Raw genomic sequence first — 15185 nt, forward strand, 5'->3', positions numbered from 1 at the left:
GACCTCAGCGCCATACGCCTTTGGTATCAACAATGTATTGCTGACGCACATTGTCACCCGCGATGGCTTTGAACTCTTTGTGATCGACCAGCATAACCAGCACATCAGCCTGCGCCATTGCGTCCTCAAGACTGACCAGCGTACTTTGGCCTGCCAGACGCGGCGGCAACTGATGAATGTTCGGCTCTACCACCAGCGTTTCACCGCTATGCCACCCGGCAATACTGTGGGCAATTTCCATCGCCGGGCTTTCACGCAGGTCGTCAATATTGGGTTTAAATGCCAGACCGAAACAGGCAATTTTGATGTCGCTGGCACGCTTATCGCTTGCGGCCAGGCAATCGGCAACGGTTGCTTTAACCTGGTTCAATACCCAGTGTGGTTTGCTATCGTTCACTTCACGCGCGGTACGAATCAAGCGGGCCTGCTGTGGGTTCTGCGCCACAATAAACCACGGATCGACGGCAATACAGTGGCCGCCTACGCCGGGGCCAGGCTGCAGAATATTCACGCGAGGGTGGCGATTAGCCAGGCGAATCAGTTCCCAGACATTGATGCCCTGGTCGGCGCAAATGAGCGACAATTCATTGGCAAACGCGATGTTCACGTCGCGGAAGCTGTTTTCCGTCAATTTGCACATTTCAGCGGTGCGGGAGTTTGTCACCACACACTCGCCTTCGAGGAAAATGTTATACAGCTCGCTGGCGCGTGCCGAGCATACGGGCGTCATACCGCCAATGACCCGGTCATTCTTGATAAGCTCAACCATGACCTGGCCGGGCAGAACGCGCTCCGGGCAATAGGCAATGTTGATATCTGCCTGCTCTCCCACCTGCTGTGGGAAAGTTAAGTCCGGACGAGCAGCGGCCAGCCACTCTGCCATTTGCTCCGTCGCGCCCACTGGCGATGTCGATTCAAGAATAACCAGCGAGCCTTTTTTCAGCACAGGCGCAATGGATTTTGCCGCCGCTTCGACAAAAGTCATATCCGGCTCGTGTTGGCCTTTAAAAGGGGTGGGAACGGCAATTAAATAGGCATCCGCTGCCACCGGCGTCGTGCTGGCGCGCAGCCAGCCGCCTTCAACGGCGGTTTTGACGACCATGTCCAGTTCAGGCTCAACAATATGAATCTTCCCGCGATTAATGGTCTCCACGGCATGGGGATTAACATCAATCCCTACTACCTCTTTTTGCCGTGAGGCGAAAGCCGCCGCAGTTGGCAGTCCAATATAGCCAAGGCCAATGACGGAAATCGTTTTGAAACTCATAGTGTTACCCGATTGTTTTTTAGTGCATGCAAAATTCGACCACAGGCCTGCCCGTCTCCGTACGGATTGTGCGCATGGCTCATGGCCTGCCAGGCATCATTGTCATAAAGCAGGCGTGATACTTCCTCAACGATACGCTGGCTGTCGGTGCCAATTAACCTGACGGTCCCGGCTTCAATGGCTTCCGGACGTTCGGTGGTGTCACGCATCACCAGAACGGGTTTACCCAGCGAAGGGGCTTCTTCCTGAATACCACCAGAATCGGTGAGAATCAGCCAGGCGCGATTCATTAACCACAGGAAGGGTAAATAGTCTTGCGGCTCTATCAGCGTGACATTTTCCACATGACCGAGGATGCGGTTCACGGGTTCGCTGACATTGGGATTAAGGTGTACCGGATAAACAATCTGCACATCATCATGCTGTGAAGCAATTTCCGCCAGCGCATGACAAATATGCTCAAAGCCGAGACCAAAACTCTCACGACGGTGCCCGGTAACCAGAATCAGTTTTTTATTGCTGTCGAGGAAGGGATAACGTGATGCCAGTTCTTCCTCAAGCGAAGGGTTGTTCAGGACGCTATCCCGCACCCAAAATAGCGCATCAATAACGGTATTGCCGGTAACAAAAATATGTTTATCCGCAACGTTTTCCCGCAGCAAGTTATGGCGGGAGTTTTCCGTCGGCGCGAAATGATACAGCGCCAGATGGCCAGTTAACGTGCGATTGGCCTCTTCCGGCCACGGCGATGACAGATCCCCTGTACGCAACCCTGCTTCCACATGCCCGACCGGAATGCGCTGATAAAACGCAGCCAGACTTGCAGCGATAGTGGTTGTCGTGTCGCCGTGAACCAATACGACATCAGGACGGAAAGATTCCAGGATAGGTTTAAGCCCTTCCAGAATACGACAAGTAATCTCTGTCAGTCCCTGCCCGGGCTGCATAATATTCAGGTCGTAATCCGGAACGATAGAAAAAAGTTTCAATACCTGATCGAGCATTTCCCGATGCTGCGCAGTGACGCATACCTTCGCGTCGAAATCAGGGTCCCTTGCCAGCGCGTGTACCAGAGGCGCCATCTTAATGGCTTCCGGTCGTGTGCCAAATACGGTCAGTACTTTCACAACGATTCTCTTCGATTAGGTAATGAAGGCACGAAGCCTTCATCTTAGATTGCGTGTCAAAATGATCGACGACGCGTTAATGCAACACCAGCTCCGATGAGTGCCCCTACCACACCCCACATGATCATCAGGAAGGCACGACGCGGGCTGTCGCGTTTTACCGGTTCTTCAGGTGTGCGCAAATATCGATAAGTCTGAAAGCGGGGATCAAGCGTAGGGCCCACATTCAGCGTATTAAGCATGGCTCGGTTTTGGAAGTAGTCCAAATCGTACTCAGGCCCTACCGCACGCAAATTTTCCAGGCGCGCCTGCAACATTGGGCGGCCTAATAAAAACATCTCAGAATCCGGCAGTTCATCCACCGGGACTTCTGTTTCGCTGCGGGAGATATTGTGTTCTTCTGCCACTTTCAGCGCCTGCTCGACGCTACTCACGCGGCGATTAAAAAGGGTATTGGCAACCTCTTCCTGACGCTTCACCTGCGCTTTCATCTGGATAGTACGAGCCGCCCATGCTCCTTTAAGCTCATCGTTCAGATGGCGTGCAGCGCGCTGGCTGGCAAAAGCCACATACTGACGCAACAAATTATTAGCATCAGGCGCAGTTTCAGCCGTCAGTTTGACATTGTCATTAAGGTTACGCGTCACATCGCCCGGCGTGTACTGGATGTAATTGATTAAATCATCCAGCATTGCGGCGTCCGCTTTGCTGTTACCGACTTTCCGCTGCTTGAAATAGTCCGTCTGCATCCAGAAGTCACGCCGTGTATCCCATGACGCCAGTTGCATCACAAACTCTTTATACGCTTCATCCATGACAGAAATCTGGTCTACAGGTGCGAGACTCGCTTTAACGTCCAGGTTACGCAGGAACTGTTGCTGTGAATAATAGCCACCCAGCATGTTTACCGTCGGACGATCGGTGATGGCTGTTGCCCCCCACTCCTGACGAGCAAAGAATGTCCACGTTAAGGCGATTAACGCAAACAGTAGCGCAATCCCGCAAATCCATAATTTTCCGGCCCATAAAGTACGAAAAAGACCACGAATATCCAGCTCGTTTTCCGTACCCGCTGAAGCTGTTCCCGACAATGGTTGAGTCATCGCTTTCCCAGATTTACTTGGTTAAGGTTGGTTTGTGACCGCTATTACGGCGCATTCTGCGCTTCACACGCTTTATCAACCGCGCCACTTTCCATGCGCGTTTGATGCAGTAGCCATATAAGAAAAAGGATAGCAAAAATAATGCCAACATCACCCATTCAGGAATGAAGTGAAGGTATTCGGTTAATACACCAACCGACGCCAGCAGCGCCGCGGCAAGTGTAATCAACACAAAGGCCTGCCGTGAGGTAAACCCGGCGCGCATAATAAGATGATGAATATGCTGGCGGTCCGCTGAGAACGGACTCATCCCTTTACGCAAGCGACGATACATGATCGCCACCATATCCATTAATGGGATCGCGATAATCCACAACGCGGTAACCGGGCTTATAGGGTGGGTCTTACCCTGCGTAGTCTCAAGCAAAATCCAGATAAGTGTGAAACCTATAAAGGTACTGCCGGCATCGCCCATAAAGACTTTATAGCGCCGCCCCAGTACGCCGAGGTTCAACATGATGTACGGCAGGATCGCGGCAATCATGGCAAAGCACCACATCGCGAGGCTGATTTGACCATCAAACCACAAGATGATGCCGATGGCGGCAAAGGAGACGCAGGACAATCCCCCCAGCAAACCGTCAATACCATCAACCATGTTGAAAGCGTTAATGGCAGCCCAAACGGCAAAGAGCGTCAGCAGATAACCAAAGGGCCCCAGCACCATTTCCCAGGTACCAAAGATGTAGCCCAGACTGCTGAGGTAAAGTTTACCAACCGACATCATTACGATCGCAATAATTGCCTGAATCATTGCGCGAATTTTGACACTGATGTCGTAGCGGTCATCGAGCGCCCCCACAAACACCAGAATCCCGGCGCAGCACAGATACAACACCGCATGGGGAATGTAGTAATCAGCAATGCCGAAGGTGAAGCAGATACCGGCGAACACTGAGATGCCCCCAACCAGCGGAATCAAACCCTGATGCCGTTTACGAAAGTTGGGCTTATCCACCAGACCGACGCGCTTCGCCATTTTTCGGGCGAAAAATAAAAACGCGGTCGTGAATAAGAAAATACTGAATAATTCAGTAAACGCAGTGAGTAAATTCACAATGCATGCTCTCAGCGAATGTTAATCCTGGCAGTATAACGACGATGCCTCGCTCCAAAAAGAAGAAAGCAGGTCATTCACAGGCGTTTTAGTATGTTTCTTAAGCAAGCAGAATAGTGTGATTGCTTAGGTATTTGTGTTGAGCTGGCCTGTAGCGGACGGTGCCTGTCCCAATGCATATAGCGTATAGTCCACAAATGAAAAACGCCACGTAAAAACGTGGCGTTTCCTGGCTTTATTTCTATTAAGAGCGTTTCATCATGTCGAAGAATTCATCGTTCGTCTTCGTCATCGCCAGTTTATTAATGAGGAACTCCATCGCGTCGATTTCACCCATCGGATGAATGATCTTGCGCAGGATCCACATTTTCTGCAGCTCTTCTTGCGTGGTGAGCAGCTCTTCTTTACGGGTACCGGAACGGTTGTAGTCGATAGCCGGGAAGACGCGTTTTTCAGCGATCTTACGGGAGAGATGCAGCTCCATGTTACCGGTGCCTTTAAACTCTTCGTAGATAACTTCATCCATTTTGGAGCCGGTGTCGATAAGCGCAGTAGCGATAATGGTCAGGCTACCACCCTCTTCCACGTTACGTGCAGCACCGAAGAAACGCTTCGGACGGTGCAGGGCGTTGGCATCCACACCACCGGTCAAGACTTTACCGGAAGCGGGAACCACGGTGTTATACGCACGCGCCAGACGGGTGATGGAGTCGAGCAGAATGATAACGTCTTTCTTGTGCTCAACCAGGCGTTTCGCCTTCTCAATCACCATTTCCGCAACCTGAACGTGACGAGATGCCGGTTCGTCGAAGGTAGAAGCGACAACTTCACCTTTAACCAGACGCTGCATCTCGGTCACCTCTTCCGGGCGTTCGTCGATGAGCAAAACCATCAGTACGCAATCCGGGTGGTTGTAGGCAATGCTCTGCGCAATATTCTGCAGCAGCATGGTTTTACCGGCTTTCGGCGGTGCAACAATCAGACCACGCTGACCGCGGCCAATTGGCGAAGCCAGGTCCAGGACACGTGCCGTCAAATCTTCGGTAGAACCGTTACCCCGTTCCATACGCAGGCGAGAGTTCGCGTGCAGCGGCGTTAAGTTCTCGAACAGAATCTTGTTACGCGCGTTCTCCGGCTTGTCGTAGTTAACCTCGTTAACTTTCAACAACGCAAAGTAACGTTCACCCTCTTTTGGAGGACGAATCTTACCAGAAATGGTGTCACCAGTGCGGAGGTTGAAACGGCGGATTTGGCTGGGGGATACGTAGATGTCATCAGGACCGGCGAGGTAGGAGCTGTCTGCGGAGCGGAGGAAACCAAATCCATCCTGCAGAATCTCCAGCACACCGTCGCCAAAGATATCTTCGCCACTCTTTGCGTGCTGCTTCAGGATGGCAAAAATTATGTCCTGCTTGCGCATACGGGCCAGGTTTTCCAGCCCCATATTTTCGCCGAGAGTGATCAGCTCAGAAACCGGCGTATTCTTTAATTCGGTAAGATTCATAGTGGTGTGGGTTCTTAAACTCGGGGTAAAACTCGAACTTAATGTTGTGAATGGTATGGCAGGGTCATCCATGCCTGTTAACGGCCATCACTTATGTCCAATCGCTGCCTGGTCAAAGGTAAATACGCAGAACTGAAACGACAAGACGGAAAAATGATAAGCCCGGAATCTATCCACTTCTCTCGCGAGGCAAAGCACAGCGGGAAGCGTCGGGTAACACAAGATTCAAACTACAAGGTATGTTTACAACGAAGTCAAAACTAAATTAGCACGACTGAAGCCGGGCGTCCAGCGATCCACATAATTTAGAAGGCTGGCGCACCGGCTGAGATTCGAGGAGTTACGCCAGATTAGCGTCCAGGAACTCTTTCAGTTGACCTTTGGACAGCGCGCCCACTTTGGTCGCAGCCACTTCGCCGTTTTTAAACAGCAGCAGGGTCGGGATACCACGGATACCGTACTTCGGCGCAGTACCTGGATTCTGGTCGATATTCAGCTTCGCGACGGTCAGTTTACCTTCGTATTCGCTAGCGACTTCATCCAGGATCGGGGCGATCATTTTACACGGACCGCACCACTCTGCCCAGAAATCGACGAGAACCAGCCCGTCCGCTTTGAGTACATCCGTGTCAAAACTATCGTCAGTCAGGTGAATAATTTTATCGCTCATATATAACTCCACAGGAATAAGCCTGGTGTGTTGGTGTTGGTGTAGCATAAAACAGCATCGTGTTGATGCCACATTAACCAACTAAAGGTTGACTTTATTTCACCGGATACGCTTTCGTAAAGCAATAGTAAGCTGATATTCTACCACACTATGAGCAAAACACATTTAACTGAACAGAAGTTTTCCGACTTCGCCCTGCACCCTAAGGTGATCGAAGCCCTTGAAACTAAAGGGTTTCATAATTGTACGCCCATACAGGCACTGGCTCTTCCGCTGACGCTGGAAGGTCGTGATGTTGCAGGGCAGGCGCAAACCGGTACTGGCAAAACGATGGCGTTTTTAACGTCAACGTTTCATTATCTTCTTTCTCATCCGGCGATCGATGATCGCAAGGTGAATCAGCCGCGCGCGCTTATTATGGCGCCAACCCGTGAATTGGCTGTGCAAATCCACGCTGATGCTGAACCGCTGGCGCAGTCTACCGGCATGAAGCTGGGCCTGGCTTATGGCGGCGACGGTTATGACAAGCAGTTAAAAGTGCTTGAGAGCGGCGTCGATATTCTTATCGGCACCACCGGTCGCCTTATCGATTACGCAAAACAGAACCATATTAACCTGGGCGCGATTCAGGTCGTGGTTCTCGACGAAGCCGATCGTATGTACGATCTGGGCTTTATCAAAGATATCCGCTGGTTGTTCCGCCGCATGCCTCCGGCAACTGCGCGTCTGAACATGCTTTTCTCCGCCACACTCTCTTACCGTGTTCGCGAACTGGCTTTCGAGCAGATGAACAACGCTGAGTACGTGGAAGTCGAACCGGAGCAGAAAACAGGCCACCGTATTAAAGAAGAGCTCTTCTATCCTTCTAATGAAGAGAAGATGCGTCTGCTACAAACCTTAATCGAAGAAGAATGGCCGGATCGCGCTATCGTCTTTGCCAACACCAAACATCGTTGTGAAGATATCTGGGGCAGCCTTGCCGCAGACGGTCATCGTGTTGGTTTGCTGACTGGCGATGTCGCACAGAAAAAACGCCTGCGTATTCTCGATGAATTCACCCGCGGCGATCTGGATATTCTGGTCGCAACTGACGTTGCCGCACGCGGTCTGCATATTCCTGCTGTGACACACGTATTCAACTACGATCTGCCGGATGACTGTGAAGACTACGTCCACCGTATTGGCCGTACCGGTCGTGCTGGCGCCAGTGGTCACTCTATCAGCCTGGCGTGTGAAGAATACGCACTGAACCTACCGGCGATTGAAACATACATTGGGCACTCTATTCCGGTCAGCAAGTACAATCCGGATGCCCTGTTAACTGATCTGCCACCCGCGAAACGCCTGACGCGTACGCGTTCTGGCAATGGTCCGCGCCGCAGCGGTGCACCACGTAATCGTCGTCGTTCAGGTTAAAAAATATGCTCGCTTCCGCCTCGCTCTATGCGGCTATTGATTTAGGCTCAAACAGTTTTCATATGCTGGTTGTGCGCGAGGTGGCTGGAAGCATCCAGACGCTTACCCGCATCAAACGTAAAGTTCGCCTGGCAGCGGGTTTGAGCCAGGAAAACGTGCTTTCACAGGAAGCGATGGAGCGCGGCTGGCAGTGTCTGCGCCTTTTTTCGGAAAGGCTTCAGGATATCCCTCCGGCACAAATTCGTGTCGTCGCCACGGCGACGCTTCGTCTGGCAGTCAATGCCGGTGAGTTCATCAGCAGAGCGCAGGAGATCCTCGGCTGTCCGGTGCAGGTCATCAGCGGCGAGGAAGAAGCCCGTCTTATTTATCAGGGCGTTGCGCATACAACAGGCGGTTCCGATCAGCGGCTCGTTGTCGATATTGGTGGCGCCAGTACAGAGCTTGTTACCGGAACTGGTGCCCAGGCGACATCACTGTTCAGCCTGTCCATGGGCTGCGTAACCTGGCTTGAGCGTTTTTTCACCGACCGTAATCTTGGGCAGGAAAATTTCGACGCTGCGGAAAAAGCCGCGCGCGATGTTTTACGCCCGGTTGCTGATGAGCTTCGCCATCACGGCTGGCAGGTCTGTGTTGGTGCTTCCGGTACCGTACAGGCATTGCAGGAAATCATGATGGCACAGGGGATGGATGAACGTATCACCCTGCCCAAACTCCAGCAGTTAAAACAGCGGGCCATCCAGTGCGGGCGTCTGGAAGAGCTGGAAATTGAGGGCCTCACGCTGGAGCGTGCGCTGGTTTTTCCGAGCGGGCTGGCTATTCTCATCGCCATTTTCACCGAAATGAATATCCAGAGTATGACGTTGGCTGGCGGCGCGCTGCGTGAAGGGCTGGTCTATGGCATGCTGCATCTGACCGTTGATCAAGATATCCGCCGTCGCACGCTGCGTAATATCCAGCGCCGTTTTATCATCGACACCGACCAGGCGAAACGCGTCTCCACCCTGGCGACACAATTTGCCAGCGCGGTCGCTCATGAGTGGGATTTAGATGCGTATAGCATCGAAATTCTGCAAGTTGCCAGCGAATTGCATGAAATTGGCCTGAGCATTGAATTCAAACAGGCGCCGCTGCACGCCGCCTGGCTGGTACGCAATCTGGATTTACCTGGGTTTACGCCGGCACAGAAAAAGCTGCTCGCAACGCTGTTATTAAACCAGACTAACCCGGTTGATCTCTCTTCTTTGCATCAGCAAAATGCCGTCCCACCGAGGGTGGCGGAACACCTTTGCCGCTTACTGCGTCTGGCGATTATTTTTGCCAGCCGTCGCCGCGACGATCTTCTACCTGACATTGATATTTCTGCCAAAGGGGAAGCACTGACCCTGGTATTACCGCACGGCTGGCTGGAAAGTCATCCGTTAGGGGCAGAAGTCATTGAACAGGAAAGCCAGTGGCAAAGTTACGTTCACTGGCCGCTTGAGTTGAAATAAACCGTTTCTGCCTCTCCAAACCGGGAGAGGCGGGAAAATCATTTCTCTTTCGCTTTCGCCATCATCGCCCGTATATTGGCGATACTGGCCTGCCCCTTTTGCATCCTTTCTTCTGCCGTAATGACCTTACGCTCTTGCTCCCAAATCACATCATCTTGCGGCAATTCCAACAAGAAGCGACTCGGTTCAGGGCGCACCAGTTCACCATACTGACGGCGCTCTTTGCATAAGGTGAAGATCAGTTCTTTCTGCGCGCGAGTAATGCCCACGTAGGCAAGGCGGCGCTCTTCATCAATATTATCTTCATCAATACTGCTTTGGTGCGGCAGGAAACCTTCCTCCATCCCCACCATAAATACATACGGAAACTCCAGCCCTTTTGAGGCATGTAACGTCATCAGTTGCACCTGATCCGACTCTTCATCGCTTTCACCGCGCTCCATCATGTCACGCAGAGTAAAGCGGGTAACAACCTGGTCAAGCGTCATCGGCTCGTTAAGCTCATCGCCTTCGAGCATCTCTGTCATCCAGGAAAAGAGCGTGTTGACGTTTTTCATCCGCATTTCAGCGGCTTTCGGGCTGGGTGAGGTCTCAAACAGCCAGGATTCATAATCAATACCATGAATCAGATCGCGCACGGCGGCGATCGGCTCCCGCTCGGCCAGACGCTGGATCTCGCCAAGCCAGTGGGTAAAACGGGTCAGCGATTCATAGCCACGCCCGGTCAGGGTCTGCGTTAGCCCCATATCAAAGCTGGCGGCAAATAAGCTCTTATTGCGTGTTGTGGCCCACTCTCCCAGCTTTTGCAGCGTTGCAGGGCCAATTTCACGCTTCGGCGTATTCACTACCCGCAGGAATGCGCTGTCATCATCCTGATTAGTGAGTATGCGTAAGTAAGCCAACAGATCCTTGATCTCGGGGCGCGAGAAAAACGATGTTCCCCCAGAAATACGATACGGGATGCGGTTTTGCATCAGGAATTTTTCGAACACACGCGACTGATGGTTGCCGCGATAGAGGATGGCGTAATCTTTGTATTCCGTCTTGTTGATAAAGTGATGAGCTATCAATTCCCCGGTCACACGCTCCGCTTCATGTTCCTCATTATTCGCCGTCAGAACCTTAAGCTCAGCGCCATAGCCCAGCTCAGAGAAAAGGCGTTTTTCAAACACATGAGGATTGTTCGCAATCAGGATGTTTGCGGCTTTCAGAATGCGTCCCGATGAGCGGTAGTTTTGCTCGAGCTTTATCACCTGCAATGCCGGAAAATCTTCGTTCAGCAGCACAAGGTTTTGGGGACGCGCGCCACGCCAGGAATAAATGGACTGGTCATCATCGCCCACAACGGTAAAGCGCGCTCGCTGCCCGACCAGCAGCCTGACCAGCTCATATTGGCTGGTGTTGGTGTCCTGATACTCATCCACCAGCAGATAGCGGATTTTGTTCTGCCAGCGCTCGCGCACCTCTTCATTACGCTGTAGCAACAGTGTCGGTAACAGAATCAGATCATCGAAGTCGAGGACGTTACACGCTTTCAGATGTGCATCATAAAGACCGTAGCAGTGGGCAAAAATACGATCCCGTTCGCCCATCGCTTTTGCCGCTGCCTGGGAAGGCGTCAGCAGATCGTTTTTCCAGTTGGAGATCGTCGAGATCAGCTGCTGCAGCACCACTTTGTCATCGTCGATCAACCCTTCGGTCAGCTCTTTGAGCAGCGCCACTTGATCGGTATCGTCAAAGAGGGAGAAATTGGATTTCATTCCCAGTGCGGCAAACTCCCGCTTGATAATATCCAGGCCCAACGTGTGGAATGTTGAAATCATCAGACCACGTGCTTCTTTACGTCCAAGCGTCTGCGCCACACGTTCTTTCATTTCGCGCGCAGCTTTGTTAGTAAAGGTGACCGCCGCGATATGCCGCGCCTGATAGCCGCACTCCCGAATTAAGTGGGCAATTTTATTGGTGATCACACGGGTTTTACCCGAGCCAGCACCCGCCAGCACCAGGCAGGGACCGGTAACAAATTCGACAGCTTGTTGTTGGCCAGGATTTAAACGCATGGGGGTATTGCTCAATCTTCGAACGGGGGGAGGATTGTAGCAGAAAGCCTGCCAGAGATTTACCCGCCAATGGTAAAGTGTGGAGACTTCTCTCAACTACGGAACGCGAACATGGCGAAGACAGCGGCAGCGCTGCATATTCTGGTGAAAACCGAAAAACTGGCGCAGGAAATTATGGCTAAGCTGGAGAAAGGCTCAAGTTTCGACCATCTGGCAAAGCGTTATTCCTCCTGCCCTTCGGCACGTAACGGCGGCGATCTGGGTGAATTCAAACAAGGTGTAATGGTTGGGCCTTTCGATAAGGCAGTATTCAGTTGCCCCTTGTTACAACCTTTCGGTCCGGTTAAAACCAGGTTTGGTTATCACATCATCAAGGTGCTGTATCGCCGCTAACGCGTGCTACTATTGCGCCCGGATTTATCCCAACCTCATCAAGGCGCAATCATGGCAAAAACAGCGGCAGCAATGCATATTCTGGTGAAAGAAGAGAAACTGGCACTCGATCTTCTTGAACAGCTTAAAAATGGCGGCGATTTCGAGAAGCTGGCAAAAAAACACTCAACTTGCCCTTCTGGCAAGAAAGGCGGCCACTTAGGCGAGTTTAAGCAGGGTCAGATGGTGCCGGCTTTTGATAAAGTGGTCTTCTCTTGCCCTGAGCTTGAGCCCACCGGTCCGCTGCACACCCAGTTCGGTTACCACATCATCAAAGTGCTGTACCGGAAATAAACAACAACGCCTTCTCCTGGAGAAGGCGTTTAGTGTTTGCACCCTCTCCCAGTGGGAGAGGGCCGGGGTGAGGGCACCAGCGTGCTCCGTAATTAGCCAGCGACGCCGGTTTTTTTATTTCTGCGATTGCAGCACCTTCTGAGCTTCGAATTTCATAACGTGTGTGCTGACAGCCGCCTGAAAAACTTTAAACATCAGGCCATTAATCAAGGTCGTCAGGGTAATGGTGATAAACGCCGTCATCACCCAATCAATCAGCGCAAAACCACTTTGCAGTAACGCCGGGCGATAAACCAGCATCCCGCCAAATACCACCCAATGACTCAGGCAATAAAAGCACTGGAAAAGGTGCCCCATCATTGCGTTCTTTTTAGTGGTCCACTCACGAAATGCGGCAAACAATTCTGTTTGCGTGACCGTCATAGAGATGCTGCTGGCAGCAAGGGCGATCATCAGGCAGGTCGTCAACTCAGTCATTATTGTGGAAATCATGGTTATGGCCCTTTTCATTGAAGTAACTGATAAATTCTTCCCCCACATCCTGCAACGTCAGGTTTTTAAAGCGCTCCAGGATCAGCGACTGCGCATCCGCAAGCGTGGATGACATCACCCGGTTAACTCCTTGTTCAACCAGGCACTGGGGATTCTCGCTACGATTTCCCAAAGCAAACAGCGCCGGGGAACCTAAAGCGATATAGATATCGTGGAGAGTAACTTCGCTGGCGGGGCGACAAAGCCGCCAGCCACCGTGATGCCCTTTTGTCGCACACACAATCTGACTTTCCCGCAGCCCGGCAAGAAGCTTACGTATAAACGCCGGGTTTCCGTCGATAAAAGCAGCCATCTGTTCCGATGTCATCGGTTTATCTGCCTGCTCCATGTGAAGCAGGATGTGTAGCGTTGCTGAGAATGAGTTATTTATTTTCATGTAACTTACGATATTACATAATAATTTAAATAACAATCATGCCAGTGAAAACTCATGGCAGGAGACACATATCATATTGATATGGAACATTTTTTAGATGTAAAAAAACCTGACGGCGTTTCCGCTCATCAGGTTTTTAAACAGGAAGTGACAGGTCAGGTCAGCAAAAAGCGACCCGACGCCTGGTTAGCCCGCAACAGCGATACGTTTCATATCGGTCATATAGCCACGCAGTTTCTTACCAACTGCTTCAATCGGGTGAGCCTGAATAGCTTCGTTAACATCGCGCAGTTGCGCGTTGTCTACGGAACCTTCGGCAATAGCCTGGCCCAGGTCACCGGTCTGCAGGGTGGTCATGAACTCTTTCAGCAGCGGTACGCAAGCATAAGAGAACAGGTAGTTACCGTATTCTGCGGTATCAGAGATAACCACGTTCATTTCGTACAGACGCTTACGGGCGATGGTGTTCGCGATCAGCGGCAGCTCGTGCAGTGATTCGTAGTATGCTGACTCTTCGATGATGCCCGATGCCACCATGGTTTCGAAGGCCAGCTCAACGCCCGCTTTCACCATCGCAATCATCAGAACGCCTTTATCGAAGTACTCCTGCTCGCCAATTTTACCGTCGAACTGGGCAGCGGTTTCGAACGCGGTTTTACCGGTCTCTTCACGCCAGGTCAGCAGTTTCTTATCGTCGTTCGCCCAGTCCGCCATCATGCCGGAAGAGAATTCGCCAGAGATAATGTCGTCCATATGTTTCTGGAACAGCGGCGCCATAATCTCTTTCAGTTGTTCGGACAGCGCGTAAGCACGCAATTTTGCCGGGTTGGACAGACGATCCATCATCAGCGTGATGCCGCCCTGTTTCAGCGCTTCGGTGATGGTTTCCCAGCCGAACTGAATCAGTTTCTCGGCATATGCCGGGTCAGTACCTTCTTCCACCAGCTTATCGAAGCACAGCAGAGAACCCGCCTGCAGCATACCGCACAGAATCGTCTGCTCGCCCATCAGGTCAGATTTCACTTCCGCAACGAAGGAAGACTCCAGCACGCCGGCACGGTGACCACCGGTCGCCGCAGCCCAGGCTTTGGCGATGGCCATACCTTCGCCTTTCGGATCGTTCTCCGGGTGAACCGCGATCAGGGTCGGAACACCAAAACCACGTTTGTACTCTTCACGGACTTCGGTACCCGGACATTTCGGGGCTACCATCACAACGGTAATGTCTTTACGGATCTGCTCGCCCACTTCCACGATGTTGAAGCCATGGGAGTAACCCAGCGCCGCGCCGTCTTTCATCAGCGGCTGTACGGAGCGCACAACGTCAGAGTGCTGTTTGTCCGGCGTCAGGTTAACCACCAGGTCAGCCTGCGGGATCAGCTCTTCGTAAGTCCCAACTTTGAAACCGTTCTCGGTCGCTTTACGCCAGGAAGCGCGTTTTTCTGCAATCGCTTCTGCACGCAGTGCATAGGAGATGTCCAGACCGGAGTCACGCATATTCAGCCCCTGGTTGAGGCCCTGCGCGCCACACCCGACGATGACCACTTTTTTACCCTGCAGGTAGCTTGCGCCATCGGCGAATTCGTCGCGCGCCATAAAGCGACATTTACCCAGTTGCGCCAGCTGCTGGCGCAGATTCAGTGTATTGAAGTAGTTAGCCATGGTGATTCCTCGTCGTGTGTCGTGCTTTTGTTATTCGGTTCGCTGTATTGCGAGAATGTACCCACATTACAACAGGAAATGTGTTGCTTAAATTGATATATTAACAATGTGACAT

General features: G+C 51.9%; 14 protein-coding genes. 4 read left to right on the forward strand and 10 right to left on the reverse strand.

The window, feature by feature from the left end:
• Positions 1 to 4: 4 nt before the first annotated feature.
• From wecC to trxA, 6 genes are all read right to left on the reverse strand, one after another.
• Positions 5 to 1267 carry a UDP-N-acetyl-D-mannosamine dehydrogenase gene (wecC, locus tag ABIB59_RS25010; protein WP_039077015.1) on the reverse strand — a complete coding sequence of 421 codons (1263 nt, stop codon included), beginning with the start codon at positions 1265 to 1267 and terminating at the stop codon, positions 5 to 7.
• Positions 1264 to 2394 (reverse strand): non-hydrolyzing UDP-N-acetylglucosamine 2-epimerase, encoded by a 1131-nt coding sequence (gene wecB / locus ABIB59_RS25015; protein WP_039077014.1) that lies wholly within the window; start codon positions 2392 to 2394, stop codon positions 1264 to 1266. Before wecB ends, wecC begins: the two co-directional genes overlap by 4 nt.
• A 56-nt stretch (positions 2395 to 2450) precedes the next feature.
• On the reverse strand, positions 2451 to 3497 hold the full coding sequence (gene wzzE / locus ABIB59_RS25020; protein ID WP_039077013.1) for an ECA polysaccharide chain length modulation protein: 1047 nt from the start codon (positions 3495 to 3497) through the stop codon (positions 2451 to 2453).
• A 13-nt stretch (positions 3498 to 3510) separates the two neighbouring features.
• On the reverse strand, positions 3511 to 4614 hold the full coding sequence (gene wecA, locus ABIB59_RS25025) for a UDP-N-acetylglucosamine--undecaprenyl-phosphate N-acetylglucosaminephosphotransferase (protein WP_039077012.1): 1104 nt from the start codon (positions 4612 to 4614) through the stop codon (positions 3511 to 3513).
• 244 nt (positions 4615 to 4858) lie between these two features.
• Positions 4859 to 6118, reverse strand: coding sequence for a transcription termination factor Rho (gene rho / locus ABIB59_RS25030; RefSeq protein ID WP_023479599.1), 1260 nt, complete (start codon positions 6116 to 6118; stop codon positions 4859 to 4861).
• A 340-nt stretch (positions 6119 to 6458) separates the two neighbouring features.
• Positions 6459 to 6788 carry a thioredoxin TrxA gene (trxA, locus tag ABIB59_RS25035; protein WP_039077011.1) on the reverse strand — a complete coding sequence of 110 codons (330 nt, stop codon included), beginning with the start codon at positions 6786 to 6788 and terminating at the stop codon, positions 6459 to 6461.
• 150 nt (positions 6789 to 6938) lie between these two features.
• On the opposite strand from trxA, the gene rhlB reads away from it, so the two are divergent.
• Positions 6939 to 8204, forward strand: coding sequence for an ATP-dependent RNA helicase RhlB (gene rhlB / locus ABIB59_RS25040; RefSeq protein ID WP_039077010.1), 1266 nt, complete (start codon positions 6939 to 6941; stop codon positions 8202 to 8204).
• A 5-nt stretch (positions 8205 to 8209) separates the two neighbouring features.
• Positions 8210 to 9694 carry a guanosine-5'-triphosphate,3'-diphosphate diphosphatase gene (gene gppA, locus ABIB59_RS25045; protein ID WP_039077009.1) on the forward strand — a complete coding sequence of 495 codons (1485 nt, stop codon included), beginning with the start codon at positions 8210 to 8212 and terminating at the stop codon, positions 9692 to 9694.
• Positions 9695 to 9732: 38 nt separating this feature from the next.
• On the opposite strand, the gene rep is transcribed toward gppA, so the two are convergent.
• Positions 9733 to 11754 carry a DNA helicase Rep gene (gene rep / locus ABIB59_RS25050; protein ID WP_039077008.1) on the reverse strand — a complete coding sequence of 674 codons (2022 nt, stop codon included), beginning with the start codon at positions 11752 to 11754 and terminating at the stop codon, positions 9733 to 9735.
• A 111-nt stretch (positions 11755 to 11865) separates the two neighbouring features.
• Between rep and ppiC (ABIB59_RS25055) the strand changes: the two genes are divergently transcribed.
• Together ppiC (ABIB59_RS25055) and ppiC (ABIB59_RS25060) are read left to right on the forward strand one after the other, a co-directional pair.
• Positions 11866 to 12147: a peptidylprolyl isomerase PpiC gene (ppiC, locus tag ABIB59_RS25055; protein ID WP_039077007.1), complete on the forward strand. Its 282-nt coding sequence runs from the start codon at positions 11866 to 11868 to the stop codon at positions 12145 to 12147.
• 51 nt (positions 12148 to 12198) lie between these two features.
• The gene (gene ppiC, locus ABIB59_RS25060; protein ID WP_039077006.1) at positions 12199 to 12480 is read left to right on the forward strand and encodes a peptidylprolyl isomerase PpiC; all 282 of its coding nucleotides are present in this window, start codon (positions 12199 to 12201) and stop codon (positions 12478 to 12480) included.
• 114 nt (positions 12481 to 12594) lie between these two features.
• Here ppiC (ABIB59_RS25060) and ABIB59_RS25065 read toward each other — a convergent pair whose 3' ends face one another.
• The 3 genes from ABIB59_RS25065 to ilvC all read right to left on the reverse strand — a co-directional run bounded on the left by ABIB59_RS25065 (position 12595) and on the right by ilvC (position 15070).
• The gene (locus ABIB59_RS25065; protein WP_223886944.1) at positions 12595 to 12972 is read right to left on the reverse strand and encodes a DUF1360 domain-containing protein; all 378 of its coding nucleotides are present in this window, start codon (positions 12970 to 12972) and stop codon (positions 12595 to 12597) included.
• Positions 12950 to 13408, reverse strand: a complete 459-nt coding sequence (locus tag ABIB59_RS25070; RefSeq protein ID WP_039077005.1) for an Rrf2 family transcriptional regulator — start codon at positions 13406 to 13408, stop codon at positions 12950 to 12952. The genes ABIB59_RS25065 and ABIB59_RS25070 overlap by 23 nt, the downstream gene beginning before the upstream one ends.
• 186 nt (positions 13409 to 13594) lie before the next feature.
• Entirely contained in the window at positions 13595 to 15070 is a 1476-nt protein-coding gene (gene ilvC / locus ABIB59_RS25075) for a ketol-acid reductoisomerase (protein WP_071195545.1), read from the reverse strand.
• Positions 15071 to 15185 lie beyond the last annotated feature (115 nt).

Origin of the sequence: Citrobacter sp. UYEF32, assembly GCF_040546205.1 — a bacterium.
Classification (GTDB): domain Bacteria; phylum Pseudomonadota; class Gammaproteobacteria; order Enterobacterales; family Enterobacteriaceae; genus Phytobacter; species Phytobacter diazotrophicus.